Source organism: Domibacillus sp. 8LH, from assembly GCF_038806185.1.
In the GTDB taxonomy this organism is placed as follows: domain Bacteria; phylum Bacillota; class Bacilli; order Bacillales; family Domibacillaceae; genus Domibacillus; species Domibacillus indicus_A.
In genome coordinates, this window is sequence record NZ_JAVJNG010000035.1 from 1 (window position 1) to 13,562 (window position 13,562).

At 42.3% G+C, this 13,562-nt stretch carries 14 protein-coding genes; 4 read left to right on the top strand and 10 right to left on the bottom strand.

What is annotated here, in order from left to right; translation table 11 throughout:
* Positions 1–128 precede the first annotated feature (128 nt).
* Positions 129–1,406 carry an ATP-binding protein gene (locus RG959_RS21900; protein WP_342798942.1) on the top strand — a complete coding sequence of 426 codons (1,278 nt, stop codon included), beginning with the start codon at positions 129–131 and terminating at the stop codon, positions 1,404–1,406.
* A 137-nt stretch (positions 1,407–1,543) separates the two neighbouring features.
* On the opposite strand, the gene RG959_RS21905 is transcribed toward RG959_RS21900, so the two are convergent.
* Both RG959_RS21905 and RG959_RS21910 read right to left on the bottom strand, forming a co-directional pair.
* Positions 1,544–1,900 (bottom strand): hypothetical protein, encoded by a 357-nt coding sequence (locus RG959_RS21905; RefSeq protein WP_342798943.1) that lies wholly within the window; start codon positions 1,898–1,900, stop codon positions 1,544–1,546.
* A 353-nt stretch (positions 1,901–2,253) separates the two neighbouring features.
* Positions 2,254–3,522, bottom strand: a complete 1,269-nt coding sequence (locus RG959_RS21910) for an ammonium transporter (RefSeq protein ID WP_342798968.1) — start codon at positions 3,520–3,522, stop codon at positions 2,254–2,256.
* A 757-nt stretch (positions 3,523–4,279) separates the two neighbouring features.
* Between RG959_RS21910 and RG959_RS21915 the strand changes: the two genes are divergently transcribed.
* Genes RG959_RS21915 through RG959_RS21925 form a run of 3 tightly spaced genes read left to right on the top strand, consistent with a single transcriptional unit; the run spans position 4,280 to position 6,791 of the window.
* Positions 4,280–5,263 (top strand): heme-dependent oxidative N-demethylase family protein, encoded by a 984-nt coding sequence (locus RG959_RS21915; protein WP_342798944.1) that lies wholly within the window; start codon positions 4,280–4,282, stop codon positions 5,261–5,263.
* Positions 5,260–5,811 (top strand): dimethylamine monooxygenase subunit DmmA family protein, encoded by a 552-nt coding sequence (locus tag RG959_RS21920; RefSeq protein ID WP_342798945.1) that lies wholly within the window; start codon positions 5,260–5,262, stop codon positions 5,809–5,811. The genes RG959_RS21915 and RG959_RS21920 overlap by 4 nt, the downstream gene beginning before the upstream one ends.
* A gap of 23 nt (positions 5,812–5,834) precedes the next feature.
* Entirely contained in the window at positions 5,835–6,791 is a 957-nt protein-coding gene (locus tag RG959_RS21925) for a PDR/VanB family oxidoreductase (protein ID WP_342798946.1), read from the top strand.
* 117 nt (positions 6,792–6,908) lie between these two features.
* On the opposite strand, the gene RG959_RS21930 is transcribed toward RG959_RS21925, so the two are convergent.
* The 8 genes from RG959_RS21930 to RG959_RS21965 form a co-directional block, all read right to left on the bottom strand.
* On the bottom strand, positions 6,909–7,277 hold the full coding sequence (locus RG959_RS21930) for a winged helix-turn-helix transcriptional regulator (RefSeq protein WP_342798947.1): 369 nt from the start codon (positions 7,275–7,277) through the stop codon (positions 6,909–6,911).
* Positions 7,278–7,419: 142 nt separating this feature from the next.
* Entirely contained in the window at positions 7,420–7,998 is a 579-nt protein-coding gene (locus RG959_RS21935) for a hypothetical protein (RefSeq protein ID WP_342798948.1), read from the bottom strand.
* Between the two features lie 63 nt (positions 7,999–8,061).
* On the bottom strand, positions 8,062–10,032 hold the full coding sequence (locus tag RG959_RS21940; protein ID WP_342798949.1) for a primary-amine oxidase: 1,971 nt from the start codon (positions 10,030–10,032) through the stop codon (positions 8,062–8,064).
* 458 nt (positions 10,033–10,490) lie between these two features.
* Entirely contained in the window at positions 10,491–10,766 is a 276-nt protein-coding gene (locus tag RG959_RS21945) for a YciI family protein (RefSeq protein WP_342798950.1), read from the bottom strand.
* 11 nt (positions 10,767–10,777) lie between these two features.
* On the bottom strand, positions 10,778–12,220 hold the full coding sequence (locus RG959_RS21950; RefSeq protein ID WP_342798951.1) for an aldehyde dehydrogenase family protein: 1,443 nt from the start codon (positions 12,218–12,220) through the stop codon (positions 10,778–10,780).
* 30 nt (positions 12,221–12,250) lie between these two features.
* Entirely contained in the window at positions 12,251–12,550 is a 300-nt protein-coding gene (locus RG959_RS21955; protein ID WP_342798952.1) for a hypothetical protein, read from the bottom strand.
* Positions 12,551–12,560: 10 nt separating this feature from the next.
* Positions 12,561–12,986 carry a riboflavin kinase gene (locus RG959_RS21960; RefSeq protein WP_342798953.1) on the bottom strand — a complete coding sequence of 142 codons (426 nt, stop codon included), beginning with the start codon at positions 12,984–12,986 and terminating at the stop codon, positions 12,561–12,563.
* Between the two features lie 12 nt (positions 12,987–12,998).
* Complete coding sequence (locus tag RG959_RS21965; protein ID WP_342798954.1) at positions 12,999–13,547, bottom strand: NADPH-dependent FMN reductase; 549 nt, start codon at positions 13,545–13,547, stop codon at positions 12,999–13,001.
* Positions 13,548–13,562 lie beyond the last annotated feature (15 nt).

Sequence of the window (13,562 nt, forward strand, 5' to 3'; positions counted from 1 at the left end):
TGTGGTGATTCAATTCTACAAGAAAAGGTCTTCCTTTTTCTATTTACTCATTTACACAAAATATTTTACGCTCTCGTCCTTTTAAACAGACTTATTATAGGAATTACTGAAAAATTGAGGTTATTACGTTGAACATTCTTTTCGAAAACTCTGATACCTACTTGCTAAATGTTTTTTTAGCTTATTTTTGTTTCTCTATTTATTTTAAGTTTCTTGAAAAAGAAACCAGCAAGTTTACAAGCACACTTGTCATTACGCTTGTTTGCGGAGTTTTCACTATTTTTTGTATGAGCTTTCCTATTACCATCTTCAAAGGAAATCTTATAGATTTTAGGCAGGTTCCTTTAATCGTAGGAGCATTATATGGAGGACGTAAAGTTGCCTTAATTTTAACAGGGATTTTGTTGGGCTACCGCTTGTACTTAGGGATACCTAATTTTCATATAGCCTTCCTCCTTTATTCTTCTATATGTGTTTTATTGTTTCTCGTCATTCCTTTTTTTAGAAAGATTGAATGCCTAAAAAGAAAGCTATTAACTGCTGCGAGTACTTCTGTAGTCAGTGCGTTAATTACATCAATAGCGGTTCCGCTTTTGTCCCCAGCAGTTTTTACTTTAGATTATCTTATGTTCATTGTGAGTGTTGTCATACTTCAAACTGTAGGAGTCTTATTTTTCGTACTCGTTAATGAAAAAGCGAAGAAGAATAAAATCCTTTCTAATGAGATAAAAAAGCTTGAAAAGCTAAAAACCGTTAGCACAATTGCTGCTAGCATTTCTCATGAGGTCCGTAACCCTTTAACCGTTACTAAAGGATTTCTTCAAATGTTACGTGAACCTAACCTTTCAGATAAAGACAAGAAATTTTATATAAATACAGCCTTGGAGGCATTAGAAAAAGCTGAGTCTACGATCACGGATTATCTTACCTTTGCGAAACCTTCATTAGGAAATATAGAGATATTAGACCTTCACAGACAATTGATAAGCCTTAAAAATTTTATTGAGCCTTATGCTGCTATGAATAATGTAGTAATAGAAATGAAATTAGAAGAAGATGTTTATATTGCTGGTGAAAAAGAAAAGGTTCATCAGTGCCTTATAAATATCTTAAAAAACGGAATTGAAGCAATGCCCCAGGGCGGAAAACTAAAAATTAGTTTAAACCGCCTTGGTAATGAGGCTACGGTCACTATATCAGATACAGGGATCGGAATGAATAAGGAGCAACTTGAGCGTTTGGGAACCCCCTTTTTTACAACTAAAGATATAGGCACTGGACTGGGAACAATGGTTGTATATAGCGTTGTAAAATCTATGGGCGGTAATATAACTATTGATAGCAAACCAGACAAGGGCACACGCTTCTCCGTTATTCTTCCAGTGGCTCAATACTCTGACTTATGATTTAAAATAAAATTTTTTGGTAAATAACTTTATTCATTTTCCTTTATAGAAAAACAGACATTTAACATGACAAAAGCATCCATGAATTTCTTCATGGATGCTTGCTCATTTTCTAATTCACTTTACATACAGTATTTTTAGCTGTCCTGCCCTCTATCATAGTCATCTCCGCCGCCAGTATACCCACCTGACTGCCCTCCACCGTAGCCATATCCGCCGCCAGAATATCCACCTGACTGTCCTCCACCGTAACCATATCCGCCGCCGTATCCAGGGTACTGAGGGTAACGCGGGTAGCGCGGGTAGCGTGGATAACGAGGGTACGGATAATACGGATAAAATGGAAATAAAGGGAACAATGGAAAGTACGGGTAACGCGGGTGCCGTGGTCTTGGATAGTAGTGATACGGCTGCTGTACCTCTAGTGCTTCATCAAACTCGCCCTGTTCGTGAGAGAAAAATTCTTCCGGATATACATTTTGATCTTCCAACATTAAACCCTCCATCCATTTGACTTTCTCCTTACTGTATTCAAATGGATGACAGCTGGTATGGGCGTTTGTTTAAAAAAAGAATTTCTTTGCATTTTTTTATAAAGAATTTTCATGAGTGCCTGTACATATGAAGGATCATGCAAAATATTTTCTTCGTAAATTCACGTTGGCATTTCGGTGGATAACCTAAAAAGTATTCTTTCCACTAACAGACCTTTAAAGTGAAAATACGGTTTAGGTTCAGCATTTTGTTCAGATATTTACAATAGGTGCTACAAAAAAAGCCCGCAGGCACTCCTCAAGTTGAAGAGTAGCTGCAAGCTGGAATCGTACACTATAGAGTACATTTTTCTTCACATACCTGAGATATTTTTATGTTCATCCACTTTTTCTAGGTTCTCGTTATTATACGCAGGTTCTTCATGGAAGCTTAAATCAAGTCCCATCATTTCTTCTTCTTCGCTTACACGAAGCTGCATGAACATACCCATTACCTTTAAGATCACAAACGTGCCAATGCCGGATAAAAGTACGGCCGTGCCCACCCCCGTCAGCTGGTGAAGAAGCTGCTCCGGATTTCCGTAAAACAAACCGTTATTGCCCGCCGGGTTCACTGACTTGGTTGCAAATAGACCAGTGGCAATAGCCCCCCAGATCCCTGCCATACCATGTACGCCAAATGCATCCAGTGTGTCATCATATTTTAAACGGGCCTTTAAAAAGTGAATGCTGAAATAACAAACAGGCGCTGCCAGCAAGCCAATGATTAAAGCGGAAGGAACCGTAACAAATCCTGCTCCAGGCGTAATGGCAACCAGCCCGGCAATGGCCCCTGTTGCTGTTCCAATTAACGTCGGACGCTTGCGCAGCGACCACTCGATGATCAGCCAGCTAAGACCGGCTGCTGCTCCTGCAGTATGTGTCGTGATAAAAGCAAGTGATGTAATGCCGCCTGATGCAAGAGCGCTGCCCCCATTAAAGCCAAACCAGCCGAACCACAGTGTCGCGGCACCAAACAAGAACAATACGATGTTATGCGGACGCTGCTCCTCTTCTAAATACCCCCGTCTTGGACCAATCATCAACGCCGCTACAAGCGCTCCGACACCTGACAAAATATGAACGACCGTCCCGCCGGCAAAGTCAAGCTCTCCCATTTGAAACAGCCAGCCGCCGCCCCAAACCCAATGAGCCATCGGTGCGTAAATAAGAGTCGGCCACACTGCTGCGAAAACGACCCATGCTTTAAAAGAAATTCTGCCGGCAATACCGCCTGAAATGATAGCAACAGTGATCGCTGCATACACAATCTGCAGCATCGCAAACAAGTAATGCGGAATGGTCAAGCTGCCGAGGGCTGCTTCCCCGCCTACATCTTTAAAACCGAGATAATCCAAGCCGCCAATCAAGCCGCCGCCGAGATCTGTTCCATAGCTTAATGTGTAGCCCCATAATACCCAGACGATACTGACAATCAGCAGGCTGACAAAGCTGTGCATCATGGTCGATACGACATTTCGTTCACTCACAAGCCCGCCATAAAAAAGCGCAAGTCCTGGCACATGCATAAAAAGAACAAGAGCTGTTGCAATTAAAACCCAAGTCGTATCCCCCGTATCTATAGCCGGAGTTTCGGTTGCCGCAAGCGCATTACTCGGAATCAACAACAGCAAAAGAAAAAATAAATAAGTACATTTTGATCGTTTTCCGAAAAGATTCATAAAGAAAACCCCTTTCCATTTGATTGAATTTTCAGAAATATTACCGCCTTCTTTTCTGACGTTTCACCTGATTAGCCTGCTCCTTTTAACATTCTGCAGGTACTGATACAAGCCCATCTGTTTTTACCAATAAGGAGAACTTGATTGTGTCTTCTAATATCTCTTCTAGCAGTCTCTTGGCAAGCCCGATTCAGCCAAGTTTTTTGGAAACGTTCCAGGCTGCTTTTTTGATTGATTCAACCAAATCATTCAATTGGTCACCAGTCAAACAGTCAATAGACAAGCGATCGTCATCACCATGTGCATTTTTTCTATCCACTTTCTTTTGGCCAAACAGCTTCTGGTGAAAACAGGACGTTATGGAGTGCTTCAGACCCTCTTCTCTCCTTTCTTGTTATATTTCCTCCAGAATAATTCTTTTTTTCTTTTATCAATTGTAAAAAACGAAACTAAATTCTTCTTTCAAAGCAAATTGGAAAATTATCTGACAAGCTTTTTCATCGTTTTCTTTTTAATGATATATTTTCTTACATAAAAGTATCGTTTTTCCCGATAGTCAAGAAAAGGGTCTGGCTTGGTTTTTGCATTTTATGACATGATCGGCGTACAGGTAAATCGATTAAACACCGCTATCTTATTTCATTGGAGGGATGAAATCATGTCAAACCATATGGTCCATATTCCAAACAGCCCTTTAGTCAATCGTTTTCCGTTTCCGTTCAAAGAAGATTCATACCGCTATTCTAATAATTCCGAAACGCTGGCTTCCTCACCCGCCATTACGATCACGCCAGAATATTATGAGGAAATCCAATTAAAACGGAGCATTTTATCCCAAACACCTGAACGGGCTTTTCAATCTTTCTCCCATTCTATCGATGCTCAGTGGGAAATACTAGAGCTTGTCATCAACCAGCTTACCGCCCATTATCCCAATTACTTTCATGTAACCAAAAAAGAAGATACCTGGACGTTTCACAACTATTTGCTTCAGGAAAAAGAAGTGTTTCGTTTTGGAGATGCTTCCACCCTCCCTTATGAACCATTAGACTTTATCGGCCGCCATGTGCAGGAAGACTTAATTTACATCTCACAAAAAGACGGTGATCTTTTTATGGATGCCGGCCAGCTTTGCTTTCCTGCCAACTGGTCTATCCACTTTAACCTGGGGATGTCTTACCTGGAATTCCATTCCCCTGTCCCTGTTTTTTCTGACAGCGGGTTAGCGGAAAAAGTACGGTCGTTCCTGATGCGCATGGAAGCCGGCAAACCCTGGACACGGCTGAACTGGACGTTAACAGTTGAAGCTATCCTTAATACATTTCCAGAAACATTCAGTGACTGGGGCAGCAAAAAAGAAGCAGTGACAGCCGAAACAGCCGGAGAGCTCGTTTATCTGCGTACAGAAGACCAGCGTTTGTTTCGCCTCCCTGAAAGCAATGGACTTTTGTTCAGCATTCACAGCCACTTGATTTCTTTAAATGACCTACTCGAAAAGCCCGAATGGACCGAGCGCTTTTACCGGGTATTAAGTGACCTGCCGGACTGCATTGCTGGATACAAAGGCTTTATTTCCTATAAAGAAAGTTTGCTAGCCTTTTTGGAGAAACATCTACCCATACAGGAGGAGGCAATAAAATGACCCCTTTATTCGAAATAATAGAAGCAGAAGAAATCAATTATTTTTCCGTCCCGCCTCATACAGCCAAACTGCTTATTGTGTTAGATGAAACGGCCCTGTCAGAGGGCTTTTCATCCTTACAGTCATTTTCTTCAACTGATATCCGATTACATTTTATTGTTCAAACAAAACAAAAAAAGAAACAAATTCTTTCCTCTTATCCGGAGCTTTCTTTTCATCCGATCGACTGCCTGGTAACCGTTTCTTCGGAAAGACTTTTATCCATATTACGCATTCAATTTATTGGGACTCGCTTGGTGGTGTCCGGAAGTTCGTCTTTTGTTAAAACAATTCGAGAGGCAGCAGAAACAGCCGGGTTTTCAGATGAAGAAATGCAGCTAAAAGTCATCGGTTCTCAAAAAGTGGCTGTCTTCTGTGTAAAATGCTATTCACGTCACGAGCGAAATGACGAGGATCTTTTTCTCTGCCCAAGCTGCCGTACTGAATTAGATGTTTCTCCTCACTATTCCAAACGGCATGATGCTTATTTAGGGCATATCCGTATTTAACTTTTTTTGAAAGGATGATGATGATGACAAGTGCTGTAATCGATGTTTTTGTGGCTGATATAAAAGAAGAGTCGCCTTCTGTTAAAAGCTTTACACTTGTACCAGCAGAAAACGTTTCCCTGCCAAGATTTAGTGCAGGTTCGCACATTACAACGTTTCTGCCCAAAGAAGATGGTGTCCTGGAGCGGCACTATTCTTTAACAAGCCATCCAGCTGATGTGTCAGCTTACCAAATTGCGATTCGGCGTCAGGCCGTTTCAAAAGGAGGCTCTGTTTACTGGCATAGCAAGGTTAGAAAAGGAGCACGGCTGCAGATTAGCTATCCTAAAAATCATTTTCCGCTCAGTTTCCAGGCAAAACATCATGTCTTTTTTGCAGCCGGCATCGGCATTACACCGTTTTTAGCGATGACAGCAGATTTAAATCGAAAAGGAAAATCATTTGACTTGCACTATGCTGCGCCTTCAAACCAACAGTGCGCGTTTTATTCTTTTTTAAAACAGGCTTATCCGGAACAAACGCATTTTTACTTTTCGGACCAGCAGCAAAGAATGCATACCAGCTTATTGAAACAGCAGCCGATCGGCACGCACGTTTATTTTTGCGGTTCAGAAGCCATGATGAACGAATTTGCGGAAGCAGCCAAAAAATACGGCTACCCGGAAAAAAGCATTCATTTTGAACGTTTTTCTCCTCCTGATTTTGGTCCGTCCCACCCTCTTCAGGTCAAGCTTAAGCAAAGCGGGGAAACGATCCTTGTTTCTGAAAACGAAAGTGTACTCGATGCGCTGCTTGCTCATGGAGTGAAGGCTCCCTATTCATGTAAAGTCGGAGGGTGTGGAAGCTGCCTTGTTCCTGTGAGCGGCGGGGAAGTAGACCACCGTGATTTCTTTTTAACCGACTTAGAAAAAGCTGAAGAACAAGTCATGCTCACATGTGTATCACGTGCTAAGACAGACTGCCTTGTTTTAAATTTATAAAAATAACAAGATAAAACAGGATGATGACTGATCATATAAAGAGGCAGCTGGCCTCTTGGCTTTTTTTGTTCTCAAAACAAAAAAGCACCCTGACAGAAGGATGCTTTTTTGATTCTATTATTGTGAAATAGAGGTTAACGAAGTCGTACTTTGTTGAGCCATTGTTGCCCGATAATTCCCCCCCCAGTCGTACATTAACTTCAAGATAGGCATTAAGCTGTGGCCGATTTCCGTTAACGAGTATTCAACTTTCGGAGGCACAACAGGGTACACTTTCCGCTGAATCACTCCATCTGCCTCGAGTTCCCGCAGCTGATTTACCAGCATACGCTGTGTAATGGCTGGAATCAGTCTTCTCATTTCATTAAAGCGAACCGTTCCTTTATCATTCAAAGTCCAAATGATAAACATCTTCCACTTTCCACTGATTAGGGATAAGGTTAATTCTTTGTCGCAATTTACTTCTTTTTCATAATGTCGGGTCATGTTTCTTCCGCCTTTCTTATCCGTCAGTTTTCGAGCTTCTTTCTTTATACGCCGTGCAATAAAAAAGGGGTGAGGAGTCACCCGTTATGCTTTTCTTTTATTAAATCTGTCTCTTTCTTCCCAGCCCGTCCTGTTAGTCCATTCAATGGTTATGGTGGTCATGGGTCTGTACATTTTCTTCCACTTCACTGCCAGCTGCTTTCACACTGTCAAATAAAGCGGCACCGCCTATAATGCAGATTGATAAAGTGGTCAGCAAAGCAAAAGGAAGCCGGCGTGTACTGAACAATCCCTCTTTTTGTGCGGAAACTTCCCGGCGAATCATCGTAATAATCACGGCTGCTGTAAAAAAATAAAAAAGGTCCATGGCAGCTATCATAATCGTCATTTGATTTACAGGAATCATTTCACCAAGCATGGCTCCCATCATGCCGCCCATAAAACCCGACATCAGCGCTTCTACGATCCCCATTAAACCGAACGGGCGCCCAATTACATAAGCGAAAATACTGCTGAGTACAATGGACAAAATGGTGGAAACCGCCAGCTGGCCCTGCATGGAAAAAGCAAGCAGCAGCCCGATAAGGGTAGCAGTCACCATACTGAAAGCCATAACAATACATTTTCCGGACACCGCGCTTACCTGCTGCTTGACCGGGTAAAGGCTGAGAGCAAAAAAGACGGTATACATAAGGACAATAAAGCCGCTGATCAGGATCATTTTGCTGCACCTCCATTTTTTATAAAAAAGAAGCAGGCTCAAGAGCCCGCCTCCAAAAACGATTTAAATCTCTGTCGAATGCCCGCAAGAGGAAGAAGCACTTGTGTTTGATTGACACTTGTTTTTTGATTCTGGACGCGGCAGGTCAAGCGCTGGATTATGGTCAAAGAATCCAACCGGCTTCAGCTGGAAATTCGTATACGCAGTCGGCATAACCGGCCAGTCTTCCGGACGAGTGATGTGATGGTGGCCCATTGTGTACCAAACAACAATATCTTCATTTTCAATATTGCGGTCTGCTTCAAGGTATTTCGTCAAGCCGTCTCCACCGCGATGCTGATTCGGATAAGCGCCCGATGCAAATTGCTCGTTGCGGTCAAACTTCGTTACATGAAGGTGATTTTTCAAGAAACCGGCCCGTTTAATCAAGCTCGAATCGTCATTCGCAAACGGAAGGCAGTTTTCACCTGTTACAATTTTGTAGCCCACCGGCTGTCCAACAAAATTTTTCGATTCCGGGTTAATAATTTTCCATGTCCGCACAGTTTCCAAATTCATTTTGCGGACCGCTTCTTTTTCCGTTTTAAACGTTTTGGACACAGGGTACCATCCATTATTAAACGGATTGTGTTCCCCTCTTTCTTCCGCCACAGTTTCCGTTTCTACAACAGAGTTTTTCGCACCATCCAGCTCCATATCGAGACGGAAGTTAAAGAAGTGCTGGTGGAAGGTTGCATTTAACTGCGGCGCCACTAAATTTCCGTATTTCGGAACTTCACCCTCATCCAGCGCCCCTGTATTCAGCATTCCTGTCAGCTTCACTTCCTGTTCAATTGTGCCATCTTGATAGAAGGACCAGAAGAATCCATAATCATAGTTAGCTACAGTAGAGAAGAAGGAAACGACCAAGCGGCGTGAACGGCGCACTTCCACTTCATTTGTTCTCCAGTCCGTATGTTTCCAGGCAATGCCGTAATCTTCTTCATGCAGGCAAATCGCATTTGGAATCGTGCGGACATCTCCTTTATGATCTGCCATGACCGCATCAAAATAATGAATATGCCCAACGCAGTCGCAGCCTAATTCTAATGAATTCGCCAGCTGACCCATTCCGTACTCTCCGGCATCAAACGCATTTTGACGACCGTGCATTTCCGATGTATCTGCATATGGAACAACCATTTCAGACAAGGAAGCTCTGTATAAAATCGGTCTTCTTTTTCCTTTATCTTCGAATCCGACAGAGTGAATAACAAGCCCTTCACGCGGCGTAAAGCTGATACGGAAATCCCATTTCTGCCACTTGATATGATGGCCGTTGATTTCAAAGCTCGGACCTTCCGGCTGAATGATATCCAACGGCTTTACGTCTGTACGCACCTGAATGTCTTCATTTAATTCCGGCACGTAATTACCAGCCGTTGGCGGCAGCGGTTTTACACCGTAATCTTCAATACGGACAATTTCTTTTTTATTTAAATCTACGATTGCGTAAAGACCCGTTAATGGATATGCATAGCCATTGTCTTTTTCCGATTTGCGAACCCAGGCAAGCGCTCGTGTTACACGTGTGTATGGATTATCCAGTTCATTAAAGTGGCCGGCTGACCAGGGGTCAATCATTACTAGGCTTGGATCGGTAACACCTCTTTTTAAAAGGGCTTTTTGATATTCAGGATCATTTTTAATCAGCTCTTCAATTTCAAAATCATCCAGCAAGAAGTTTGGCTGTACATCCGGAATATGTACATAAGAGAGCACCTGCTCATTTGTAATCGATACAATCGCTTCATACGTTTTGTTTTCAGCGCTGTCAAGCAGAATGATAAATGCCTTACGGTCGATCGGGTCGCCTTCTTTAAAGCTGGCTACTTCTTCTTTTAATGGTTCATACAACACCACCTGAACAAATTTATATGTTTCTGTCAAACTTTTATCTTGTCTAATCAGCGCCACCGCTTCTCCTATTTCTTCAGCTGTTAGGGGCTCAAGTGGATGTAAGATTGTTTGAGTTTTCAATTCAGGTGTTTGCATAAATAAATCCTCCTTTAATTCGTTCCGAATATTTTTCTTTCAAAATGACTAATTGTTCGCTTGTCACTTTGCTTATCCATAGAATACGCCGTTTTTGGAGTCGTTGATTGTAAAAAACGAAACAAATTGACTAATTTAAGGGAGATTGTTAACTTTTCTGACAGAGAAAATAGACTTTCAAGTAATAGATAAAAACCTCATTTTTCCCGACTGAGACATCATCCTGGAAGTTTTGCTGAACATAGAGATAGGGCTGGCGCTGATCAAGCCAAAAAAATAAAGACATGAACCTGGAGATACTCAGGCTCATGTCTTTATCTGCTTGCTTTAAGCTGTGCTGTGTTTAAGCTGCATTAAGCTGGCCCGCTGTGAAGACCTGTCTTTAAACCAACACGAAACAGCCAGCTGCCTATTATTACGAGCAGCCGGCTGCTTAAGAAACAACCCAATTCCTTTGTTTAAGCCCTATCAGGAGGCGTCCAGACTTTCCATTCTTTTAGTTCAAGGCGGCGCACTTTTTCAAGCACATGCGGATCTTTTTCCGCAAGCACCGCTGCTTCCTCAAAAGAGTCTGCTTGATAGACTACGAGCCCTCCAGAGCCGTCTCCAAAGGGGCCCCTGGCTAGTATTTTTCCTTCTTTATCAAGGTGATTTAAATACTCGATATGACGTGGAAGCACTTCTTGGTTTTTCTCTGGATCAATCATATGAAGCAAGGCCGCATAGTAAGCCATACCATCCCTCCTTACTGCCGGTTCCAGACCACCAGTTTCATTTCTGTCATTTCTTCAATCGCGTATTTTAATCCTTCCCGCCCGGTTCCACTTTCTTTTACTCCCCCATACGGCATATGGTCTACCCGGAATGTGGGAATATCATTGATCATTACGCCGCCAACATATAATTGATCTGCTGCAGTCAAAGCAGTTTGCACATCATTCGTATAAATACCTGCTTGGAGGCCATATCGGGAATCATTTACTTTTTCAATGGCTTCCTCTATTGTTTTTACTTTGTTGACGATTACGATTGGAGCAAAAACTTCCTGGCAGGAAACTTTCATGGACAGGCCTGCTTCTAACAGGATCGTTGGCTGAAGTACCGTTCCTTCGACCTCTCCTCCTGTTGCTAATTTTGCATCGCCTTTTACAGCTTCTTTAATCCAGCTGAGCGCACGTTTCGTCTCTTCCGGTGAAATAAGAGCAGAAATATTGGTTTCTGAGCAAAGGGGATCACCGAGAATCAGCTTTTTTGTTTCAATGATCAATTTTTCAACAAATTCTTCATAAACCTTTTCATGTACATAAATGCGCTGAAGTGATATACATACTTGGCCCTGATTGGAAAATGCCCCGGTAACACAGCGGGAAGCAATTTGATCAAGTGGTGTATGCTGATCAATTATAACAGCAGCATTAGACCCAAGCTCCAATGTTACCTTTTTCAATCCTGCTTTATTGCGGATGCCAATACCAACAGCCGGACTGCCCGTAAAAGTGATCATGCTGACTCTCTCGTCTGTTACAAGCTGATCCCCAACGATACGGCCGCTTCCTGTTATCACGTTTAACACGCCTGCCGGAAGCCCTGCTTCTTCAAAAAGCTCTGCAATAAAAAAAGAAGAGAGTGGCGTTTGTGAAGCGGGCTTTAAAACGATCGTATTCCCACTTGCGATAGCCGGACCCACTTTATGGGCAACTAGATTCATTGGAAAATTAAACGGTGTAATCGCACCTACTACCCCAATTGGTTCACGAACTGTATAAGCAATCTTGTTTTCTCCACTGCGCGCTGCATCGAGCGGTATCGTTTCTCCATGAATTCGTTTTGCTTCTTCTGCCGCAAATTTATATGTTTCTACAGTCCGTGCTACTTCCTGCCGAGCTGTATTTAAAGGCTTGGCTGCTTCTAACGCAATGATGCTGGCAGCTTCTTCTGTCCGATCCTTTAAAAGCTGTGCTGCCGTTTCTAAAATTTCTGCACGCTTCCAGGCTGGCATAGATGCCATCGTTTCACGCGCCTTATAAGCTGCTGTTATGGCTTGCTCTGTTTCGATTTCTGTTGCAGAGGCAATTTCTGCAATAACTTCCCCTGAATAAGGAGCGTAAAGCGTTGTATACTTCTCTGTTTGGATTCGTTCTCCATTAATGATTAAATCTTTTTTTATTAAACTTTTAATGTTTGGCATCGTAGATACACACTCCTTTCTCAGCAAAGATTAAACGGTTACTGCTTTCTTTAAGACTTCTTTTTCGCTTGCGATGTATTCCTGCAGCTTTATCTTTAAGCCTCCATCTCCAAACTTACACCGACCGTTTTTATTTTCCTGTTTTTCTTTGATAAACATGAGGCATAAAAGAATTTGCTGACGGCGCTCGATGACATGTTCAACCCCCTGCTCGTAGAACCAGGAATCAATGGTGTTGTAAACGCCCCTGTTAATACCATAGTGCTCACTGCAAAAATGAATAAATGCCAGATCGGGCAAATGAATAATTTCTTCGACATGCCGATTCATTTTATCTCTCCTAGCCCCAAAAAATATTTTCTATGTCATGCTTTATACTAAATTTCCATTTGGCATATTGAACATCTCGGTTAATTTGCCGGACAAGCTTTTCAAGAGACTGAAAAGACATCTCTTTTCTTATAAAAAAACATGTTTCCACTGTTAATTCCTGACCATAAATCTCTTCACAAAAGTCAAATATGTGCACCTCATAATGAAGATGAAGATTTTCTTTATTAATCGTCGGACGATTTCCAGCGTTCATAATTCCGTAATAATCCCGATCCCGATACTTTACTTTGACACCGTAGACACCTTTTGCTAAGAACGGTATGCTCGAATCAATGGAAAGGTTAGCCGTTGGAAACCCGATCGTTCGTCCGATTTGATTTCCAGAAACCACTTTGCCATAAAACGTTTTGGACGTGCTGCTTCGCTTTTTCATATTGAGCCACCTTTAGCTGTATTGAGGTTCTTTCAGCATTTTTTGCATGAAAACCACTTCTTCACTAAGGCTAGCCATTCGTTTCAAGACTTCCGGGTCAATAATTTCATTTTGAGCATTAAAATGGTCATTATGGGCGTAGACAGAGCCAGGTGCCACAAAAGCACGGAAATAACCGGCGATCGGCTTTAACTGATTCTCGATAACGAGGTAATGCTGGTACGTGCCCCCTGTTGCTGCGAAGCCCATAACTTTATTGCGAAAATGTTGAGGCGGGATTAAATCAAATAAATTTTTTAATGCCCCGGTGATAGAGCCTTGAAAAATCGGCGTGCCGATCAGATAAAAATCAGCTGAGGAAACCATTTCAATGACTTTTTTTGTATCGCCTGTGTAATCTGCCGGATTGCGCCCATCACAAAACTGAAGATCATATGCTTTTAGATCCAGCAGTTCAATATCAACTTCCGGGTGGCTGTACTTAATGTCTTCCAGCATCTTTTGAATGACAACCCGCGTTTTTGAGCCCGTAATCGTACCTGAAATGCCCAGCAATTTCATGACTTCTTCCTCCTT